The 20855-nt window shown below is 36.9% G+C and carries 18 protein-coding genes; 9 read left to right on the forward strand and 9 right to left on the reverse strand.

Going from position 1 to position 20855, the window contains the following annotated elements; translation table 11 throughout:
• The first annotated feature begins 1 nt into the window (after position 1).
• The 4 genes from ACFIJW_RS09385 to ACFIJW_RS09400 all read left to right on the forward strand — a co-directional run bounded on the left by ACFIJW_RS09385 (position 2) and on the right by ACFIJW_RS09400 (position 4415).
• On the forward strand, positions 2–256 hold the full coding sequence (locus tag ACFIJW_RS09385; RefSeq protein WP_375618413.1) for an exodeoxyribonuclease VII small subunit: 255 nt from the start codon (positions 2–4) through the stop codon (positions 254–256).
• Between the two features lie 241 nt (positions 257–497).
• Entirely contained in the window at positions 498–2405 is a 1908-nt protein-coding gene (gene dxs / locus ACFIJW_RS09390; RefSeq protein ID WP_375634219.1) for a 1-deoxy-D-xylulose-5-phosphate synthase, read from the forward strand.
• Between the two features lie 16 nt (positions 2406–2421).
• On the forward strand, positions 2422–3165 hold the full coding sequence (locus ACFIJW_RS09395; RefSeq protein ID WP_375634221.1) for a TlyA family RNA methyltransferase: 744 nt from the start codon (positions 2422–2424) through the stop codon (positions 3163–3165).
• Complete coding sequence (locus tag ACFIJW_RS09400) at positions 3162–4415, forward strand: class I SAM-dependent RNA methyltransferase (RefSeq protein WP_375634223.1); 1254 nt, start codon at positions 3162–3164, stop codon at positions 4413–4415. The genes ACFIJW_RS09395 and ACFIJW_RS09400 overlap by 4 nt, the downstream gene beginning before the upstream one ends.
• A 556-nt stretch (positions 4416–4971) precedes the next feature.
• Here the strand turns inward: ACFIJW_RS09400 and tldD are convergent.
• Together tldD and ACFIJW_RS09410 are read right to left on the reverse strand one after the other, a co-directional pair.
• Positions 4972–6396: a metalloprotease TldD gene (gene tldD / locus ACFIJW_RS09405; protein ID WP_375634225.1), complete on the reverse strand. Its 1425-nt coding sequence runs from the start codon at positions 6394–6396 to the stop codon at positions 4972–4974.
• A 110-nt stretch (positions 6397–6506) separates the two neighbouring features.
• A complete protein-coding gene (locus ACFIJW_RS09410) occupies positions 6507–7046 on the reverse strand; it encodes an invasion associated locus B family protein (protein WP_375611128.1) in 540 nt (179 codons plus the stop codon).
• Positions 7047–7390: 344 nt separating this feature from the next.
• Between ACFIJW_RS09410 and cyoE the strand changes: the two genes are divergently transcribed.
• From cyoE to rnhA, 4 genes are all read left to right on the forward strand, one after another.
• Positions 7391–8326 carry a heme o synthase gene (cyoE, locus tag ACFIJW_RS09415; protein WP_375634227.1) on the forward strand — a complete coding sequence of 312 codons (936 nt, stop codon included), beginning with the start codon at positions 7391–7393 and terminating at the stop codon, positions 8324–8326.
• Between the two features lie 165 nt (positions 8327–8491).
• Positions 8492–9547: a 4-hydroxy-3-methylbut-2-enyl diphosphate reductase gene (ispH, locus tag ACFIJW_RS09420; RefSeq protein WP_375634229.1), complete on the forward strand. Its 1056-nt coding sequence runs from the start codon at positions 8492–8494 to the stop codon at positions 9545–9547.
• Complete coding sequence (locus ACFIJW_RS09425; protein ID WP_375634231.1) at positions 9547–10506, forward strand: homoserine kinase; 960 nt, start codon at positions 9547–9549, stop codon at positions 10504–10506. Before ispH ends, ACFIJW_RS09425 begins: the two co-directional genes overlap by 1 nt.
• Positions 10507–10511: 5 nt before the next feature.
• Positions 10512–10979 carry a ribonuclease HI gene (gene rnhA, locus ACFIJW_RS09430; RefSeq protein WP_375634233.1) on the forward strand — a complete coding sequence of 156 codons (468 nt, stop codon included), beginning with the start codon at positions 10512–10514 and terminating at the stop codon, positions 10977–10979.
• 26 nt (positions 10980–11005) lie between these two features.
• On the opposite strand, the gene ACFIJW_RS09435 is transcribed toward rnhA, so the two are convergent.
• Entirely contained in the window at positions 11006–11884 is an 879-nt protein-coding gene (locus tag ACFIJW_RS09435) for a protein-disulfide reductase DsbD domain-containing protein (protein WP_375634235.1), read from the reverse strand.
• A 71-nt stretch (positions 11885–11955) separates the two neighbouring features.
• Between ACFIJW_RS09435 and ACFIJW_RS09440 the strand changes: the two genes are divergently transcribed.
• Entirely contained in the window at positions 11956–12540 is a 585-nt protein-coding gene (locus tag ACFIJW_RS09440) for a YqgE/AlgH family protein (protein WP_375613019.1), read from the forward strand.
• Between the two features lie 35 nt (positions 12541–12575).
• On the opposite strand, the gene ACFIJW_RS09445 is transcribed toward ACFIJW_RS09440, so the two are convergent.
• The 6 genes from ACFIJW_RS09445 to ACFIJW_RS09470 all read right to left on the reverse strand — a co-directional run bounded on the left by ACFIJW_RS09445 (position 12576) and on the right by ACFIJW_RS09470 (position 20722).
• Positions 12576–15461: an EAL domain-containing protein gene (locus ACFIJW_RS09445; RefSeq protein WP_375634237.1), complete on the reverse strand. Its 2886-nt coding sequence runs from the start codon at positions 15459–15461 to the stop codon at positions 12576–12578.
• 398 nt (positions 15462–15859) lie between these two features.
• Positions 15860–17134, reverse strand: a complete 1275-nt coding sequence (locus ACFIJW_RS09450) for a M16 family metallopeptidase (RefSeq protein WP_375618402.1) — start codon at positions 17132–17134, stop codon at positions 15860–15862.
• Positions 17135–17217: 83 nt separating this feature from the next.
• A complete protein-coding gene (gene thrC, locus ACFIJW_RS09455) occupies positions 17218–18615 on the reverse strand; it encodes a threonine synthase (RefSeq protein WP_375634239.1) in 1398 nt (465 codons plus the stop codon).
• Between the two features lie 637 nt (positions 18616–19252).
• Positions 19253–19615: a hypothetical protein gene (locus tag ACFIJW_RS09460; RefSeq protein ID WP_375634240.1), complete on the reverse strand. Its 363-nt coding sequence runs from the start codon at positions 19613–19615 to the stop codon at positions 19253–19255.
• 209 nt (positions 19616–19824) lie between these two features.
• Positions 19825–20187, reverse strand: coding sequence for a hypothetical protein (locus ACFIJW_RS09465; RefSeq protein WP_375634242.1), 363 nt, complete (start codon positions 20185–20187; stop codon positions 19825–19827).
• Between the two features lie 178 nt (positions 20188–20365).
• A complete protein-coding gene (locus tag ACFIJW_RS09470) occupies positions 20366–20722 on the reverse strand; it encodes a hypothetical protein (protein ID WP_375634244.1) in 357 nt (118 codons plus the stop codon).
• Positions 20723–20855: the final 133 nt, after the last annotated feature.

A 20855-nucleotide genomic window follows, 5' to 3' on the forward strand; every position in this document is an offset into this window, starting at 1 on the left:
TATGAAAAAAGAGATACAAGAGGGGGATATTACGACCTTAAGCTTTGAGCAAGCGCTTAAGCAACTTGAAGTTATTGTCGAAAATTTGGAACGTGGCGATGTGCCTTTGGAACAATCCATTGATATTTATGAACGCGGTGAAGCGCTTAAAAAGCATTGTGAAAAACTCTTAAGAGTTGCTGAAGCTAAAGTTGAAAAAATCCAGCTTTCAGAAGAAGGTTCTCCAGAAGGAGTGGAACCACTTGATGCTAAATAATTTAAATCTTTTTGGATATTTATTGTGGGACTTAAGAGAAGCAATAACCTTAGTTTATAAATAGAAAGTTTTATTGATTTCTTTTTTATAAAATAAGTTAAAAATGAGGAAATTATAGCTCATCTCAAATAGAAAAGAGCATTTTTCAGTAAAAAAGATGCAAAACTGTAAATAAAAGAGTAGAGAAGATATATTTTTATCATTGTGTTTTCTTGAGTTAAGATAATAGAAAGGATTTTTTTTGTCTCAGGTCTTAACACCATTGCTTGACCGTGTTTGTTTTCCGCAAGATTTGCGGGCATTGCCTGAGTCTGATTTGGTACAGTTGGCTGATGAGTTGCGGACCGCAACAATTGATGCGGTTTCTGTAACAGGTGGTCATCTTGGCGCGGGACTTGGTGTTGTTGAGCTCACTGTTGCATTACATTATATTTTTAATACACCAGAGGATAGGATTATTTGGGATGTTGGTCATCAAACCTATCCACACAAGATTTTAACGGGGCGTAGAGAAAAAATTCGCACATTACGTCAAGAGGGCGGATTATCGGGTTTTACAAAACGTTCAGAAAGTGTGTATGATCCATTTGGAGCGGGGCATTCGTCTACTTCTATTTCAGCGGGGCTTGGTATGGCGGTGGCAAGTGCTTTGAAAGCAGAGACAAGACGCAATATCATAACTGTCATTGGTGATGGTGCAATGTCTGCGGGCATGGCTTATGAAGCAATGAACAACGCTGGTGCTTTGAATGCACGCTTGATTGTTGTTCTTAATGATAACGATATGTCTATAGCACCACCTACAGGTGCTATGAGTGCACATCTTGCACGATTAGTGTCTCGTCCTTCTTATCGTCATTTGCGTGAACGCGTAAAGATGTTGAGCGAAAAATTGCCAAAGTTTTTTTTGGATAAAGCCCGTCGTTCAGAGGAATTTGCGCGTGGCCTTTTGGTTGGGGGAACTTTATTTGATGAGCTTGGCTTTTATTATGTTGGCCCCATAGATGGGCACAATTTGGGGCATTTATTGCCTGTTTTTAAAAATGTTCGTGAATATCCTAATGGTCCTGTTTTGGTGCATGTTGTAACCCATAAGGGAAAGGGATATCCACCTGCAGAGGCCTCGTCTGATAAATATCATGGTGTTAATCGTTTTGATGTCACGACAGGAAAACAGGTAAAAGCATCAAGTAATATTCTACCCTATACCAAGGTATTTTCTAAAGCTTTAATAGAAGAAGCTCGCCATGATGATAAGATTGTTGGCATAACAGCAGCGATGCCAACAGGGACAGGTCTTGATTCTTTTGCGAAAAAATTTTCTGAAAAAATGTTTGATGTTGGTATCGCTGAGCAACATGCCGTAACTTTTGCGGCAGGACTTGCTTGTGAAGGGTATAAGCCTTTTGTTGCAATTTATTCTACTTTTTTACAGCGTGCTTATGATCAAATTGTTCATGATGTATCAATTCAAAAATTACCGGTACGTTTTGCTATTGACCGAGCAGGTTTTGTGGGGGCAGATGGTGCAACACATGCTGGAAGTTTTGATATTGTTTTTTTGGCCACTCTTCCTGACTTTGTTGTTATGGCACCTTCTGATGAGCTTGAACTGATGCATATGGTGCGTACAGCTGCAGCTTATGATCAGGGACCAATTTCTTTTCGTTATCCGCGTGGTGAGGGGATTGGTATAGATTTACCGCAACGTGGTGAGTTATTAGAAATTGGAAAAGGGCGCGTTCTGCGTGAAGGAAATAGAATCGCTTTGGTTTGTTTTGGAACGCGGATGTCAGAAGTGTTGCAAGCTGCTGATGCGTTGGAGGCTGAAGGATTGTCTACAACGGTTGCAGATGCACGGTTTGCAAAACCTTTAGATAAGGATTTGATGCGTCGTTTGGCACGTGAGCATGAGGTATTGGTGACAATTGAAGAAGGGGCAATCGGTGGATTTGGAGCGCACATATTACAATTTTTAGCGCAAGAAGGGCTCTTAGAGCATGGTTTGAAAGTTCGTACACTAAAATTTCCTGATGAATATTTGAATCATGGTTCACCAGAAAAAGTTCTTTCACGTGTCGGACTTGACGCTATGGGTATTTTAAGCACGGTTTTTGCTGTTTTGGGACGCGAGATTCGAACAGAATAGAAAATTCGAGTATGAGATGGCTTCCAGAAAAAGACTCGATATTTTTTTAGTTGAAAAAAACTTTTTTACGACACGTTCACGCGCACGTGATGCAATTATGCGCCAAACTGTTAAAGTTAACGGAGAAATCGTTTTTAAAGCTGGGCAAATCGTTTTTGATGATGCAGAGATTACCGTTTGTGATCCAGCACAGAATTATGTTTCTCGGGCAGCGTTAAAATTGATTGCTGCACTTGATGCATTTCCAATTATAACAGATAAAGTGACAGCCATTGATGTTGGTGCATCAACAGGTGGTTTTACGCAAGTTCTCTTAGAGCGTGGAGCAGATCATGTCATTGCCGTTGATGTTGGGCAACATCAATTTGATAAACGTTTATTGGGCAACAGTGCTATAACGTTATTAGAAGGCTTGAATGTCAGAGATTTTAAACAGGAACATTTAGGTGGGCGAGAAATTGATCTTATCGTTTCAGATGTTAGCTTTATTTCGCTCAAACTTGCATTGCCTCCCGTGTTGTCTTTAGCCAAGAAGGGAGCCCAAGCTGTTTTACTGGTAAAGCCTCAGTTTGAGGTTGGTCGTAAACACTTTAGTAAGGGAGGAATATTAAGTCCATCAAGTGCTAAAAAAATTGCTGAGGCGCTTTTTGTTTGGTTAAATACACAAACAGGGTGGAGTGCAAAAAGTTTAATTTCTTCCCCTATTACAGGTGGTGATGGCAACGTGGAATATTTACTATTCGGAGAAAAACAAGAGTGAATGACAATGTCATAATCGATCATATCGGAGCAAATGGTTATGGTACTGCTAAGACGTCTCACGGCTTCGTTTCTGTTCCTTTTACTTTACCAGGAGAGTGTGCTGAAATTACGGTTCATGGAAAATATGCAACATATATAGCATTAAAAGAAAAATCATTAGAACGCATTGATACTCTTTGTCAGCATTTTGGAGAATGTGGAGGGTGTACTCTTCAGCATTGGCATATGGATGCTTATCGCGTATGGAAACAACAATTGGTTGTTGATGCGCTTAAAAAGTATGGACTTAATAATGTTGTTGCGCCTTTAATAGAATGTAAACCTTATAGCCGACGGCGGATTACTCTAACAGCATCTATGACCCCACAGGGGCAAAAAGTTGGTTTTAACCGTTATCTCTCTCATGAGATTGTAGCTCTTGAGGAATGTCCAGTAAGCCGTCCAGAGCTTATTTCTCAGTTGCATAATATTAGAGAGCTCTGTGCTTTTCTAAGCAGCTCTGCCAAACGGTTTCATGTTACGATAACATGTGTTGAAAATGGTTTAGATGTTGCTTTAAGCGGTTGCATTATACACCATGAATCACTTCGTCAGAAAATGATCAGTGCTGCTCTTTCATATGGGATTATACGTTTATCTGTTGACGGTGAAGTTTTGGTTGAACGAGAAAAACCAGAGATTTACTTTGGAGATGTCCGTGTTGAATTTCCTTCTGGTGGTTTTCTGCAAGCAACTTGTGAAGCTGAAAATATAATGGGCAATATTATTTTGACTCATTTTAAAAAAGTAAAGAATGCTGTTGATTTGTTTTCAGGGGTAGGAACATTTACCTTGCGTATGGCAAAAAAGATGAATGTTCATGCAGTAGAAAATAATGAAGATGCATTAAGAAATCTAAATACAGCAGCACGTTTTGCGACTGGTTTAAAAACGTTCACTTGTGAAAAACGTGATCTTTTCCGACATCCCCTTTCTGTAAAGGAACTTGAATGTTTTGAGAGTGTTGTTTTTGATCCTCCCCGTGCTGGTGCAGAGCAACAAGTACGTGAATTAGCGAAGACAACAGTATCACGTGTTGTGGCAATTTCTTGTAATCCTACTACATTTGCTCGTGATTTATCTCTTCTTGTTGCAGGGGGGTATACAGTAGAAAAAATCATACCGATTGATCAATTTTTATGGTCACCACATGTCGAAATTGTTGCTGTTTTGAGCAAAAAGAAAAAAAAGAAAGGTTGGAAACTTTAGCCTAATTTTTTTTAATGCTATGAAGATTTTTTAAAAGTTGACCTGTGTATTATTATAAAATCTCTCCAAAATTTATCTATAATAATAATCTTTTTCTCGTTGAGTTAAGAGCACTGAATGTAGAAAGTGTTTTTTTTCTTTTAAGCTTTTTTATTATGAAATATAAAAGACAAGTTACCCCACACAAAAAAACCACAAAAGACTAATGTATTACGAAGAAGATGTGTCTGAATAAGCCTGTGCCGTCGTTATATTTGCCATCCCCTAATGTTTCTTAAAACTCTTGGTACTTGAGACGGCCCATAAGAGGAATCTTTAGTTCTTTCTTGTACAGTTTTTATCCATATAACTCTCCCTGCCTGTAACGTATAAACGAATGATTTTGATTGATCCAACAGACACAGATTTAAAATGAGAGAATCTTACGGTATTCAAGGTTCTAATAAAATATGAATAACGCTAGATTATCTTTATAAATCAATTCATTGTAACATCCCCCTCACAAAATGGTCGTAATAGACGAGAAGGAGGCAATACTGGGAAGGAATGAGCAAGCTTATTCCTCTATAAGCGCAGTTCCACCGATTGTCATATTATTGATTCGAAGATGAGGTTGACCAACACCAACAGGGACATTTTGCCCTGCTTTTCCGCACATGCCAATACCATTATCAAGTTTGCTATCATTGCCAATCATTGTAATACGTTTCATGGCATCTGGTCCATTACCGATAAGGGTTGCACCTTTAATAGGCGCTACAATTTTACCATTTTCTACTCTGTAAGCTTCAGTACATTCAAAGACGAACTTTCCAGAAGTGATATCAACTTGTCCTCCGCCAAATGAAACAGCGTAGATACCGTTTTTGAATGATGATAGAATTTCTTCAGGTGTTTTATCGCCTCCTAGCATGATCGTATTAGTCATCCGCGGCATTGGTGCATGTGCATAGGATTCACGCCGTCCATTTCCAGTTGGATTAACCCCCATAAGTCGAGCATTTAGTCTGTCTTGCATAAAGCCAACGAGTTTTCCATCTTCAATAAGAACATTATATCCTGATGGGGTTCCTTCATCATCAACAGTAAGTGAACCACGGCATTCGGGAATTGTACCATCATCAACAACTGTAACACCTTTTGCGGCAACTTGTTGGCCAAGAAGTCCAGCAAAAGCAGAAGTTTTTTTGCGGTTAAAGTCACCTTCCAATCCATGACCTACGGCTTCATGAAGCATAACACCGGGCCATCCATTGGCTAAAACAACATCAAATGTTCCTGCTGGCGCTGCTTCTGCTTCTAAATTTGTTAAAGCCATACGTAAGGCTTCATCTGCAGCTTTTTTCCAATTGTCTTCATGAATAAATTGGTTAAATGCTTGTCTCCCTCCACATCCATAAAAACCATTTTCACGTCGATTGCCTTCAGCTGCGACCACAGATATAGAAAGTCGCACAAGGGGACGAATATCACGAACCAAATAACCATCTGCACGTAAAATTTCAACATGTTGTAGCGAGCCGGAAAGAGAAACAGTCACCTGATGCAATTTATCATTTTTAGCACGTAAATAGGCATCAATTTTTTGCAAAAGAGCACTTTTTTCTTCAAATGATGGAGAATCAAGGGGATTATGCGGTTGATAAAGTCTTTTGTTTGTTTGTTGAGGTGCTATGCTATAAGTCCCTGCATGATTATTATAGGTAACAGCTTTAGCAGCTTCACTGGCACGTTTGAGTGCAGCAGCTGATAACTCACTAGAGTGAGCATATCCAGTAGCCTCTCCAGCAACAACGCGTAGTCCAAATCCCATATCTTGATGAAATGAGCCGTTTTTAAGCTGTCCATTATCAAATAAAAGAGCTTCGCTTTCTGTATACTCAAGGTAAAGCTCACCATCATCAGCATGATGAAGTGTTTCCTGTATAAGTGATTGCACTTTAGAGGAAGCAATATCAAAATGATCAATCAGCGATTTCATAAGAATTATCCTATTTTTATGGGGGCTTAGAAGATTTTTATCAATCTAATTTTAAGAATCTTTCAAAATATACGATGAGATTTTGATTGTTTAAAATGTATTGATTTCATTCATGTCGGTAAGGTTGCATAGGCGTCGCCAAGACCATGAAGGTCAACAAAACCTCCAATCCCTTGTTCAGGAGTTGTAAAGATAAAATAGGTTGCCATTTTTCCTTTTAAAAAGAGCTGCAATATGTCTTCTTTAAGAAAGGCTTCAGCAACACAATTATCACCAAGACAACGACGATATTCCATTCTGCCCATATTTTTATCGTCAATTTTAATTCCAACGCCAGGACGTAATTCAACGCGAATCGGAACAAAAACACGCATCAAGGCACCTTGCTTTTGAGGAAGTTTATAAAATGTAACGCGCAAGGTAATATCTTGACGCCCTTGTGTGTGAACGTTTTGTACAACTTCACACTGCATGTTAGGTGTACCTGGTGGTAGAGAACACACTTTTGTCCATGCACCATAGGTTTGTGGAGCAGGGACATCTTGTGCATAGGGTGTTTGTGCAAATGCATGACTGATAAAACTACTATAAAGTGTGTAAAGAACAGCACCAATAAAAAAAGTTTTTTTGAGTAATTTATAAAGTATCACAGAAAATCCTATCCGACTCAACACCCACAACCATGCATAGATTTACATAAAAAAATGAACTCCCCATAAAAAACTATAACACAAAATCAGTATTTACCCAAATATATTAATTCATATGATATATTTTTATGATACATTTGTAATGTGGAGAGAACGTTGATTGAAAAAATGTATTTTTATTGCCAATATTTCCATTTACTTTTAGGGGATACGTGCGAAAGAGATATTTCATATTTTCTCAAAAATACGATTGGTCTTAATTGGTCATTTCCATACGCTAGATAATATTTGTCAGATAATATTGGGTTTGTGAATGACAGAAATGGAAAAGGGCTTTGAGTGGAATGTCAGTTTCAGAAGAGTTATCTGTTGTGAATGGTAAATCAACGCCACCAAAATCCGGTATTGGTGATTACATCACATTATTAAAGCCACGTGTTATGTCTCTTGTGGTTTTTACGGCTCTGGTTGGTTTGCTTGTATCGCCTGTTCCTATCAATCCGTTGTATGGTTTTTTAGCAATTTTATGTATTGCTGTTGGCGGTGGTGGTGCGGGAGCATTGAATATGTGGTATGATGCTGACATTGATGCTGTGATGGAACGAACTAAAAAGCGTCCTATTCCCATGGGTAAAATCAGCTCCCAAAAGGCATTTATTTTTGGCATGGTTCTTTCTATGCTCTCGGTATTGGTTATGGGGAGCTTCATTAATTGGTTTGCGGCATTTTTTCTTGCGTTTACGATTTTCTTTTATGTCGTTATCTATACAATTTGGTTAAAGCGTATCACACCACAAAATATTGTTATTGGTGGTGCTTCTGGGGCTTTTCCACCAATGATTGGATGGTCCGTGACAACAGGGACAGTGAGTATTGATAGCTTTTTATTATTTTTAATCATTTTTATGTGGACCCCTCCTCACTTTTGGGCTCTTTCTTTATTTTCATCTCTTGATTATGAGGCTGCAGGTATCCCTATGATGCCTAATGTACGAGGTGAGCATTCAACAAAAAAACAGATTTTATTTTATACTGTTTTGATGGCATTATGCGCTGCTGCTCCGTGTTTTACTGGTCTTGGCGGAATTTTTTATGGTATTTTTTCAACAATTTTAAGCATTATCTTTATTTATTTTGCCTATCGTTTGTGGAAAGCTGATACACATAATGAAACTATTTTGATGGCCAAAAAAACGTTTTTCTTTTCATTACTTTATTTGGCAGCTATCTTTGGAATTCTTTTGATTGAATCTCTTGTTTGGTATTTTATCGCTCTTTAGTCGCGTAAAATGAAGGAGCAAATTTTAAAAGAGCTTTTCTTCAAGAAAATACGATAGAGTGTGTTCTTATACAAAAGATGATATTGCGCGTTTTTTTACATTGCTTATTCATGTATAATGATAGGTTGTTTGAATATGATAAAGCTATAGAGATTAAGGATGATTATGTCTGGACTTCCCCCTTTAACGATACGTCTTTGTAGTCCACGTGGATTTTGTGCAGGGGTTGATCGTGCTATCCAGATTGTTCTGCTTGCATTAAAAAAATATGGTGTTCCAGTATATGTTCGTCATGAAATTGTACACAACCGCTACGTGGTTGAGGGATTACAGCAACGGGGTGCTGTTTTTGTCGAAGAACTTAATGAGATTCCAGAAGAACATCGCAATCAACCAGTTGTTTTTTCTGCTCATGGTGTACCAAAATCTGTTTCAGAAGAAGCACGATGCTATAATTTGTTTTATCTCGACGCAACATGTCCGTTGGTCTCGAAAGTTCATAAACAAGCGATACGACATCAACGTCATGGTCGTCATGTTATATTGATTGGTCATGCTGGTCATCCTGAAGTGATAGGGACAATGGGACAGCTTGAAGAAGGGGTTGTGACGCTTATTGAAACGATAGAAGATGCTTTGCATTATCAACCCAATGATCCAGATAAATTAGGATTTGTTACACAAACAACGCTTTCTGTTGAAGATACTGCAGGAATTATCGATATATTACAACAACGTTTTCCTACATTAGCAGCCCCAGCGGCTGAATCAATTTGCTATGCTACAACGAATCGACAAGATGCGGTTAAAGCAGCGGCAAAGGGGAGTGATTTGTTTTTGATTGTTGGAGCACCAAATTCTTCTAATTCACGACGTTTAGTAGAGGTTGCCGAAAAGTCTGGTGCGCGACAAGCTATTTTAGTTCAGCGCGCTGATGAAATTAATTTTGAAAACCTAAAATCTCTTTCTATTGTCAGTCTTTCAGCAGGGGCTTCGGCTCCTGAAATTATTATTGATGAAATTATTTCAGCGTTTCGTGAGCGTTATGATGTCACAATAGAATTAGCTGAAACAGCGGTAGAAACGGAAAAATTTTTAGTGAGTCGCGAATTACGTGACGTCATTTTAACGTCTCAAGATATGGCTTTCGTCAATGGTCAAGCAAATAATGCAAAAAATGAAAATCAGAATACAGACATGTCTACAACGAAAGCAGAATAATGGCCGTTTATACAGATATTCACCCAAATGATTTAAAAGTGTTTTTAACACGTTATGCAATAGGATCACTTTTGTCTTATCAAGGTATAGAAGAGGGGATTGAAAATTCCAATTTTATGTTAGAGACAACACAAGGGCGATTTATTTTAACACTTTATGAAAAGCGTATTTCAAAAGATGATTTACCTTTTTTTTGTCGCTTGATGCAGCATTTAGGACAACGTGGAATTCCTTGTCCTAAACCTGTTATTCAAAATGATGGAATGATGATCTGTGAATTAGCAGGACGTCCTGCTGCTATTATTACTTTTCTGGAAGGAGAGTGGATCCGCCAGCCCAACATAGATCATTGTGGCGAAGTGGGGATGGGGTTAGCACAATTACATTTAGCAGGACAGGATTTTACACTCAGTCGTAAAAATACTCTTTCTGTTATGGATTGGCAGGTATTGTGGCAACGTTGTCAAACCAAAGAAGATGCATTGTTAAAAGAATTTGGACAAAAAATTGAGTTGGAATTGGCTTTTTTACAGGAAAATTGGCCGTTCAATTTACCAATAGGCATTATTCATGCAGATTTATTTAATGATAACGTTTTTTTTGTGAATCATCGTCTTTCTGGGATGATAGATTTCTATTTTGCTTGTAATGACTTTTTTGCTTATGATTTAGCGATCTGTTTAAATGCTTGGTGCTTTGAGCCTGATCATTCCTATAATCTTACCAAAGCACGTAAGTTATTGGAAAATTATCAAAAAATAAGACCATTGATCCCTTTAGAATTGGACAAGATGGTTTTATTAGCTCGTGGTGCGTCTCTACGTTTCTTACTCACACGTCTATATGATTGGTTTAATACACCGCCTAATAGCTTTGTTATTAAGAAAGATCCATGGGAGTATTGGCACAAGCTTTGTTTTTTCAGTAATGTAAATTCGCTAAGTGAATTAGGTTTTTAAATTTTATGGCAACTCAACAAAAAGTCGTTGAAATTTATACAGATGGTGCTTGCTCAGGGAATCCTGGAATTGGAGGGTGGGGGGCAATTTTACGCTGGAATGGTCATGAACGGGAGCTTTATGGCGGTAAGGTCCATACGACAAACAATCAAATGGAACTCATGGCGGCAATTTGTGCATTAAAGGTGCTTAAAGAGCCCTGTTTGGTCGATCTTTATACAGACTCAGTTTATGTACGTAACGGTATATCTAAGTGGATTGAAGATTGGAAAAAGAATAATTGGCGCACCGCATCAAAAAATCCTGTTAAAAATATGGAGCTATGGCAAGCTCTTGAGGATGCTAGTTCTTGTCATACAGTTAGATGGCACTGGGTAAAAGGGCATGCGGGACATCCAGAAAATGAACGCGCAGATGCCCTTGCTCGCAAAGCAATTACTCAATATCGTGAAAATGGACGTTTTCCAGCATAATTGCTGTTTGAGAGCTTTTTCTTTTATCACGGAGACGCAAGAGGGGTTGGCTGCGTATGGAATATGAATGTTCCACTTAAGGCGTGATCTTTAAAAGAAACTGTATAAAAAATTTTTTGGTTTATTTCTTCTGGTGCGAAATAGAGTGGAGCATTAAAGAGTGTATATTCTGCGTTATCACTGACTTTTCTTGCTGCTCCAATTTGCATTTCTCCTCCATCTAAAAAGAGAGAGGAAGGAGTGGTTTTGTTATTATTTTGTATTTTTATAAGAAGGGTACTGTTATTTTTTTCGGCACTTATTTTTAGTGCATTCTGCGCCATGCGTGGCAAAGAATCTTGCGCCTTTTTTAAGAAGGAAGCAGGAAGCTGTTTATTTTTAAGAGCAGATGGCGAAAAATCAAAGTTAACAGTAAATGGAAGACAGATTTTGTGACATAATCCAAGAGTGAAAGCACCACTTAAATTTTTGCTTGAACTAGAAAGATTGAAGGGCAATATTACTTTATCTTTATAACCTAATGACCAATCATTTTCTGTTTCAAAAAGCTGTGGAGTAGGATAAAAGATTTCATAAGAAATCTGTTGGTTGAAATTAAAAAATGGTGCCATGCCAGAATTACCTGGATTACGCCAGTAAGTTTTCCATTCTGGTTTAAGCTCAATTTCAATAATGCCTTCTCTTATTCCAGAAAGAGAAGGTTCAGTGATCGCTAATCGGATACGACCACCATCTGATTCATACCAAGATGTTGCGAAAAGCTGGAGTTTTTGTTCTGTTTGAGCATTTACAGGAATGTTAAGTAATTCTAAAACTATGAATGTTAAGCTTAAAGTAACTAAAAGCTTTTTATAAAAGAAAGTTGCGATATTTTGTAAATTTGTAAATATATAACTTTTTTTCATTGGAGTTTTATTTTCCTAGTGTGCTAAATGAACAAACTTTTATCATGTAAATTATGGAGAATAACAGATTAATGAAGCGGTGTAATGGCTTTTTAGGTGGACAATTACTCATAGCAATGCCTGGGATGAATGACAAACGCTTTATTCGTTCTGTTATTTATATTTGTGCGCATTCTGATGCCGGTGCGATGGGCATCATTCTCAATCAATTGCATCATATTGATTTTCCGGAGCTTTTGCTTCACTTAGGAATCATAGACAGTGGCCAAAAAAAAAGTCTTTCTGAACCAATAAAACAGTTTCCAGTTCGCTATGGTGGTCCTGTTGATCCTTCGCGTGGTTTTGTTCTTCATTCAGATGATTATGCTTGTGAAGAAACTGTTTTTATTGCAGATAAGATCTGTTTTACTGCGACAATTGATATATTAAAAGCGATCAGTTGCGAACAAGGTCCGCAACATGCACTGGTCGCATTAGGCTATGCTGGATGGAAAGCGGGGCAACTTGAGGCAGAAATTTCTACAAATGGGTGGCTAATCAGTTCTACATCACCTAGTTTTCTTTTTGAAAGCGATTTAAGCTGCAAATATGATAAAAGTTTAACACGCATGGGTATCGATCCAACTTATCTTGCTTCTGAAATGGGACACGCGTAGAGTTTTTTCTAAGCTTTTTAACTTTATTTTATCCCTTATGTTTTTATTTTATAAGAGAAATGGCTCTGAACGAGCGTAATTAATTCTTCTATGGCAATCGGTTTTGTCACAAGTGTACTTTGAACATATTTACAGCCTTCTTGACGGAGGAAGATTGCTTCTTTTTCATTTTCAACACCTTCTGCGATAATTTGCAAATTAAGATCTGTTGCCATATTAATGATAGACTTTAGAACAATTTTCTTCTTAAGAGAGTCGATTGAGATAAGTGAATGATCAAGTTTAACCATATCAAATGGATAACGTACGAGATAGGTCAGAGACGAATAACCTGTTCCAAAATTATCGAGTGCGAGATTCATTCCAAGTGTTTTAATTTGTTCAAGAAAGTGCGCTGATTGTTCAGGATTATTTCTTAAGACAAATTCAGATATTTCAATCATCAGACGCCCTTTGTGGAGCGGATGGCGAAGCAAAGCGGCACGCAATTGACTGATAAAACGAGGATGAATCATTTCTGCGCTTGGTAAATTAATTGAAATAAAGAAAGATTGTTGGGAAAACTTTTCTTGTACATTTATAAGATCAATAATGGCATTATCGATGATAAATTGTGACAAATCCATAACAATTTGTTCATTTTCTACGATTTTTATGAAATCAGAGACATTTAAATTTCCATAAGTGGGATGATGCCATTCTACAATTGTTTCAAAACCAATAATATGTCCGTCTGATAAATTAAGAATAGGATGGTAGAGGATTTTCATCTCATTACGTTTTATGGCATAATGAACATCTTTCTCCAGAGTATTATGTTCGAGACCCAAAGTGCGAAAATTAGGACGAAAAGGTTCAATATGGTTCCCACCCATTTGTTTTGCGCGAATCATCGCTAACTCACTATCATTAAAAATATCTTTAGCCGTCGATCGGCTTTCACTCCATGTAACCAATCCGATAGAGGTTGAAAGGATTATTTTATTTTCTGAAAGTGAAATAGGTGCTGAAATTGTTTTGTGCAAATGATCTGCAAATGCTGCAATTTTTTGTGGTTCGGTTTCACTGAGTAAAATAATTGCAAAGCGGTCTGCTGAAAGACGCGATAAGGTGTCTTGAAAGTTAATGAGACGATTTAAACGACGTGCGATTATAAGCAGTACAGTATCCCCAACTGCTATGCCTAATTTGCGATTAATTTGGCGAAAATTGTCAAAATCAATCATAAAGACAGTCGGTCTAATTTTGATATTTGCTTTCGCTAAAGAGGTATAATTTTGTAGTCTATCAAAGAAAATTTGTTGGTTAGGAAGTCCAGTTAAGCTGTCGTGGATTGCATCATGCAATAAGCGTTCTTCGGATTTTTTATGGTTAGTAATATTGACAATGGTTCCAATAACACGTGTGATTTTTCCATCTTTTTGCATAGCCGGACGTGCACGAAGAGAAAACCAATGATAATAACCACCACCGGAAGAAAGCCGAAAAATTTGATCAATGCGCCCTTTTTTATTTTTAAGAATGATATCCAATACGGCTTGAAAGCGTTCACGATCATCATGGTGCAAGGCTGAAATCCAGTTGCGCATAGGTCCATTGAGGTTATGAATTTCAGTACCAAAAAGGGTTGCCATGTTTGGATGTACAACAATACGGTCACGCTCAATATTCCAATCCCAAATAATATTTCCAGCTCCCTTTGCTGCGAGTACTTGTTGTTCAAGGTCGGAAAATATTCCTTCATGGAAAGCGTCATTAGAAAAAGTTTGTTGCAGGACAGTAAAGCTTATGAGAAGAACAATGAGCACTAATCCCCCCGCTAATGCTGGCTGGATAATATCATTGTTTAAATGTCCAGCTATGCAGGCATAGGCTCCAACGCACCAAAAGCTAACGAGCAACCATGTTGGAATAAGCATAATGGCGCGGTCATAGCTTCTGATTGAGAAATAGATGATTAATATTATACCAAGCACAGCGGTAAGGCCAAAAGACAAACGCGCAATTCCAGCTGCTCTGATGGGATCATAAATAGCAAAGGCTCCTAGACTGCAAAACGCAATGGTCCAAGCGATAGCACCGTAACTAAAATGATAATGCCAGCGGTTAAGGCTGAGATAGGTAAAAAGAAAAATGAAGAGTGTAGCAGTAAGTGCTACTTCTGTACCAGCACGCCAGATTGGTTGGGTTGTGAGTGTAACTGCAAAGAATTTATTTAAAAAGTTGAAGTCAATACCAATATAAAAAAGCACTGCCCAAGCAACTGCCGCTGTTGCAGGAAACAGCCCTGTTCCACGGACGACGAAGAGAACAGTTAACAAAAGCGCTAAGAGACCTGATATCCCAAGAAGAATACCATGATAAAGCGTATAAGAATTAATTGCATCTTTATAAGCTTCAGGTTGCCATAAATAGATTTGCGGTAGATTTGCAGAGTTAAGTTCGGCCACAAATGTAATAACAGCACCAGGGTTAAGGGTAATACGAAAGATATCAGAGTTTGCACTAAGTTGACGATCGAGGGAAAAACCTTCGCTTGGCGTTATGGATTGAATCCTTGATGATCCAAGGTCTGGCCAAAAAAATCCAGAACGTGCCATGCGGTAATGGGGGGCAACGATGAGACGATCAACTTGTTCATCTGTTGGATTTGCAAGAGAAAAAACTGCCCAATTTCCGGAAAATTTTTCATTTTTTGCCTGCACTTCAATACGCCATACAATACCATCTGGTCCTGGTGCTGTACTTGTTTGAAAAATAGAGTTGTTTGTATGGTGAATTTCAATTGCTTTTGAGAGATCAAGAGCAGCATCTTGAGAAGAAATTTTAACTGGTTCAATTGCTTGTGCTGATGTAAGATGGACAAGAGAACTAACGACTACAATGAAAATGATGTCAATTATTTTACGCAAACTCTTCACAATGTCCCACTCTCAATATTTTAGGATGTTTAATTTTCATTTCGACTTTTGAGAAAAAACGTCCACCTTTTATAATTTATTTACATAATAAATTGTTATCACTTTTTCTTAAGTTATGTGATTTTATATACAAATAGACCACACACCCATTTGCTTCAATGGAACCTGAAGCGAATGAAGTTTTATATTTTAAAAGGGCAAAGTTAAACCATGAATTTTCAGATTTCACGGATATACCTTCACTTATTAGAATCTTTATCACATGAAGTATGAATTGGGTAGTTTTGTACACCTCTTTGCCCAATATTTCCAAAACTTATTTAATGAGGAGAGCTTTTGTGGTAAATTTTATGATAAAATATGTGACGTTATTGTGATGCTGCTTTAAAAAGAAGTTTTTACTTTAGCTTGTATGAAAGAGTTGACGTTAAATCATCAAAATTTATGAGGGGGCCTACAGGTCCGACAGCAGTTAGTGTTGGAGTGGAGTTTGTAAAAAGACGATGTGCTAAATCAGTTAATCTTTTAGGAGTGATGAGATTGAGGCGTTCAATTGTTTCCGATATTGGAATTGGTCGACCATAAAGGAGTATTTGGCGAGCAATGAGATGTGCTTGACTAGAGGGATTTTCTTGTGACATTGTCAGATTTGCACGATATTGCGTTTGTGCTCGTTGCAGTTCGTTGGCGTGAATATTTTTGCTGACCTTGGAAAGTTCATCAAGAATCACAGGAATAAGTTCTTTGAGCCCTTCTTGTCCGGTAGCTGCGTGAACACCAAAAAGCCCAGTATCTGAAAATCCCCAATGAAAAGCATAAATAGAATAGCATAATCCACGTTTCTCTCTTACCTCTTGAAAAAGACGTGAAGACATACCACCACCAAGAATGATTGAAAGAATTTGGGCCGCATAAAAATCACGCGCGTGATAAGCACGCCCTTCAAACCCTAGAACAACTTGTGTATCCATTAAATCGCGATATTCACGAAAGTCGCCACCGACATAATTTGCAAGATTAGTAAGAGGTGCGGTTGAATGGGAGCGAAAAGTACCAAGACGACTTTCAACTTCTCGCAAGAAACTTTCGTGCTTTACAGCTCCTGCAGCAACGACAATCATACGATCTGCACTATATTGTTTATTGATGAAATCATGGAGATCAGTAGATGTAAATGATTGAATAGTTTTAGCTGTTCCTAAAATAGAGCGTCCAAGGGATTGATGACGAAAGGCTGTTTCTGTAAAGTGATCAAAAACAATATCATCAGGAGTGTCATGGGCAGCACCAATTTCCTGAAAGATTACTTGTTTTTCTCGTTCTAGTTCATCGTCGTCAAATTTTGAATGCATTAAAATATCGGCTAAAATGTCTATAGCAAGTGGGATATCGCTTTTAAGTACACGTGCAAAGTAAGCTGTTGTTTCAATACTGGTTGTAGCATTGATTTCACCGCCAACATCTTCAATATCGGTTGCAATTTGAAAAGCAGTACGGTTTTCGGTTCCTTTAAAAGCCATATGCTCAAGAAGATGAGCAATACCATGCTGTGTGGAGGTTTCATTGCGTGAGCCCACTTTAACCCATATTCCGAGGGCAACACTATCAATTTGTTGCATTGTATGTGTGGCGATAGTCAAACCATTATTTAGGCGACAGATATCTACATCCATGTATTTACAACTCCATTAAATAAGCTAAATACCTCATTGTAAGGGTATCAGAATCTTCTTGATTTAAATTAATGCAGCTAACTTTAATAAGATGCACGCGATTTTAAAGAAATATAATCTTTTACTATTTTTTCATCATTAGCAAGATTTATAAAATGTTCTTCGTGTTTCATTACATCATTGAGATGAGATGGCCATGGAGCATGAAGGCCACAAGCGCTTTTAATAGTATCAGGAAATTTAGCTGGATGAGCCGTGGCAAGAACGATCATTGGAATATGCGGTTTTTTGTTTTCACGCGCTACTTGAAGAGCGACCGCTGTATGTGGATCAACAAGATAGCCACTTTCCTTATAGACACTATCAATTTTTTGAGCTGTTGCAGCCATGTTGCTTTTCCCAGCGGAAAATAGCGAACGAATATTTTTGAGTTGCTTTTCATCAAGAGTAAAGAGACCCGTTTTTTTCAAGTTTTCCATTGCATTGCGAATCCACATTGGATCACGATTGCCACTTTCAAAGAGCAAACGTTCAAAATTAGAAGAGACCTGAATATCCATAGAAGGTGATGTTGTATGGACTATTGGTTTTGTTTCGTAAGTACCACTGGTCAATGTACGTACAAGGATGTCGTTATCATTCGTTGCGATGACCAGTTGAGCAATGGGTAATCCCATACGGGCTGCGACATAACCTGCAAAAATATCACCAAAATTTCCAGTAGGAACAGTGAATGAAACAGCTCTATCAGGTGCTCCTAAAGAAAGTGCAGATGAAAAATAGTAAACAATTTGCGCCATGATACGCGCCCAATTTATAGAATTAACACCTGAAAGCGCTGTTTTTTTACGAAAATTATGATCATTAAACATTGCTTTGACAAGAGCTTGGCAATCATCAAAATTTCCTTCAATGGCAATGGGATGAACATTGGAACATTGATTGGTTGTCATTTGCCGTTGTTGAACAGGTGATACACGTCCTTTAGGAAATAAAATAAAAATATCTGAGTGTTCTTTTCCAGCAAAAGCTTGTATCGCAGCTCCTCCTGTATCACCTGATGTTGCAGCAATAATCGTTGCACATCTATTTTTTTTAGTCAAAACATAATCCATCAGTCGAGAAAGAAACTGCATTGCTACATCTTTAAAAGCTAAAGTAGGACCATGAAAGAGTTCAAGGATAAATTCATCTGCTCCAGTTTGTCGTAACGGACAGATTGCTGGATGGTGAAAGGTTGCATAAGATTCAGCGATCATATTTTCAAAAGCTGTATATTCGATTTCGTTATTCACAAAGGGCCACAGAATAGTTTTAGCAATTGTTGTATAGGACTGACCACGAAGTGCTCGTAACGCATCAAATGATAATTGCGGAAATTTATCTGGAAGATAAAGCCCACCATCACTCGCCAACCCTGTCATGATTGTTTCCGTAAAGCTTAAAGCAGGAGCTTCACCTCTCGTGCTGATATATTCCATAAGTCTTATCCTTTTTTTATTTCTGGCAAATTGGTGAAGTTATTTATTTCACGTTTTTCATAATATTTAAATTATTAAATGGATAGAGCTTCTTTTCTTCTTTTTAACTCAATAATGAAAGGAAATAGCCTTAAGCATTTTTATTTTTGAGATATAAACGCCAAATGTTCACAGAAAATCTTTTACAGTCGAAAATTTTCTCTCTATTATTCATTCACTTAAATTTTACAACGTATCTTCATTTGTACACCTTCTTAAATAATACAATTAAATAGATAGAATGGCATTTACTGAAGAACTTTTGTATAAAACTCAATCATTTATAGTTATTTTATGCTCTTAATACTTTGTAACAATTAAATCTGCTGAACTGAATGTTAAAATGATACACCTCAGAACTCACATTGGAAGATTTATAAGGTAAATTTATGGCATTTCGTGCGCAAATCTATACTTTGAATAAGCTTTTTTAGCTTAATTTATCACTTTGTATAATAATAGATATTATATTTGTGCTATACAGTATGGTAACCTAAAGTTTATCCATAGAAAACATACAACAGCCTGCTAAATGATGGGAAGCAGGCTGTAAAGTATTTTCATTTTAAATAGAAAAAAATAACTAAGTATCTTTGAATTATTTGCCTTTAATTTTTCCTATTGCCCATCCGATTATCGCACTAAATATGGCCATAACAGATCCGGTTAAAAATCCAAAACCCAAAGCTCCCATTGTAGAAAAAACTCCTAGCGTAATGGGTTCAAATACTTTCTCAAATTTTCCTTCAAAGGCAGATTCACTTTTTGCTCTATGAGTGAAACTTGGGACATAAAGAGCAGCTATATCGATAGTTTTTTTCTTTCCTTGTTCTATTAGAGAGACAGTTTCCCATTGAGTATCATTTTTCAAATGATTGGCATGAACATTTATAACTTGTGAAAGCAAAAAAGCAACTGCTATAAAAATATTTAATACGTAAGTTTTCAATACTTTAATCATAGTTTACCACCAATACTTTTATTTTAATCTGAATTGAATAGATGCATCGGCAGAATTAGTGCACATTGAGAGAAACAGAAGCATTTAAAGCTTTTTTCACTCTTAGTGTGGTAATTCATTAGTTTTTGTCATCAACAATGGATAAACACAGAATATGTTCATAGTTTATATTTCATATGAGAAGGTCTTATTCTGATGAAATTTCAATTTTAACGAGATTTAAAATACAATATTATTTTACTTATTATCCATCCTAAAAACATGCCTATCGTACTTGATGCATATCCAAGTGCCATCCCCATACCAAAAGCCCCGAGTGTAAGAGGTTCAACAACCTTTTCAAATTTTCCTTCAATAGTAGCTTCATTACCCACTCCACGATTTAGACTAGGTCTATAGAGAGAAACAGTATGGACTACATCCTTTCTTTTCTGCTCTATTGCAGAAACAAAAATATTCTCACGATGAGTACTATTTTGTAAAGAGTTTGCATGCACATTTACAACCTGAGAAAGAGAAAAGGCAGACATAATGAAAATACTTAATATATGATTTTTAAATAATTTAATCATAATTTACCTCAAATATTTATAATATTCAATACATATGCGTAAATTTATACTTTGGATATTTGGATGTAATCTACGAAATTTATATTTCATGGAAAAATAAGCTTCATTATGTAATTATTTACAATTAATTATTGACTCATAATGAAGCTATTATTCTAGAGTTATAGACGAGGTTGAATTATTTGAACATCAATACTATGTCCTTTATCCAACTTATTATCGATCCTATAAAACTCAGTGCATATCCAGCGTACAATAGTCCCATTCCTATAGTCATAGGCCCAACGACCTTTTCAAATTTTCCTTCACCTATTGTTCCATGTTCTGTTTGATAATTTACAGACGGAGCATAGAAAGCAGTCGTAGAAACTACATCGGATTTCGCATATTTTACTTGTTCCATTGGGAAAACAGAAAGTTCCTCTTTTGGAGTATCGTTTTTCAAATAGTTTGCATTAACATTTACAGTTTGTGAAATAAAAAAAGTGCTCGCTATAAAAATGCTTAAAATATAATTTTTAAATATTTTTACCATAAATTTACCTCAAATATTTTTAAGTTATATATGTAATAAATATACATAATGTTTATGTATATCACACTATATACAAGCCATATAGTTCAATATGTATTTTTAGTCAATAATAAAAATACATATAAAAATATAA

The organism is Bartonella sp. MM97QHHN (genome assembly GCF_042194285.1).
Classification (GTDB): Bacteria; Pseudomonadota; Alphaproteobacteria; order Rhizobiales; family Rhizobiaceae; genus Bartonella.

Bases quoted from the DNA above. Each gene is read 5' to 3' on its own strand.
- ACFIJW_RS09385 (WP_375618413.1), top strand. From the start codon at position 2: ATGAAAAAAGAGATACAAGAGGGGGATATTACGACCTTAAGCTTTGAG.
- tldD (WP_375634225.1), bottom strand. From the start codon at position 6,396: ATGAAATCGCTGATTGATCATTTTGATATTGCTTCCTCTAAAGTGCAA.
- ACFIJW_RS09450 (WP_375618402.1), bottom strand. From the start codon at position 17,134: ATGGATGTAGATATCTGTCGCCTAAATAATGGTTTGACTATCGCCACA.
- rnhA (WP_375634233.1), top strand. From the start codon at position 10,512: ATGGCAACTCAACAAAAAGTCGTTGAAATTTATACAGATGGTGCTTGC.
- ACFIJW_RS09465 (WP_375634242.1), bottom strand. From the start codon at position 20,187: ATGATTAAATTATTTAAAAATCATATATTAAGTATTTTCATTATGTCT.
- thrC (WP_375634239.1), bottom strand. From the start codon at position 18,615: ATGGAATATATCAGCACGAGAGGTGAAGCTCCTGCTTTAAGCTTTACG.
- cyoE (WP_375634227.1), top strand. From the start codon at position 7,391: ATGTCAGTTTCAGAAGAGTTATCTGTTGTGAATGGTAAATCAACGCCA.
- ACFIJW_RS09425 (WP_375634231.1), top strand. From the start codon at position 9,547: ATGGCCGTTTATACAGATATTCACCCAAATGATTTAAAAGTGTTTTTA.
- ACFIJW_RS09395 (WP_375634221.1), top strand. From the start codon at position 2,422: ATGGCTTCCAGAAAAAGACTCGATATTTTTTTAGTTGAAAAAAACTTT.
- ACFIJW_RS09440 (WP_375613019.1), top strand. From the start codon at position 11,956: ATGAAGCGGTGTAATGGCTTTTTAGGTGGACAATTACTCATAGCAATG.
- ACFIJW_RS09435 (WP_375634235.1), bottom strand. From the start codon at position 11,884: ATGAAAAAAAGTTATATATTTACAAATTTACAAAATATCGCAACTTTC.
- ispH (WP_375634229.1), top strand. From the start codon at position 8,492: ATGTCTGGACTTCCCCCTTTAACGATACGTCTTTGTAGTCCACGTGGA.
- ACFIJW_RS09460 (WP_375634240.1), bottom strand. From the start codon at position 19,615: ATGATTAAAGTATTGAAAACTTACGTATTAAATATTTTTATAGCAGTT.
- ACFIJW_RS09470 (WP_375634244.1), bottom strand. From the start codon at position 20,722: ATGGTAAAAATATTTAAAAATTATATTTTAAGCATTTTTATAGCGAGC.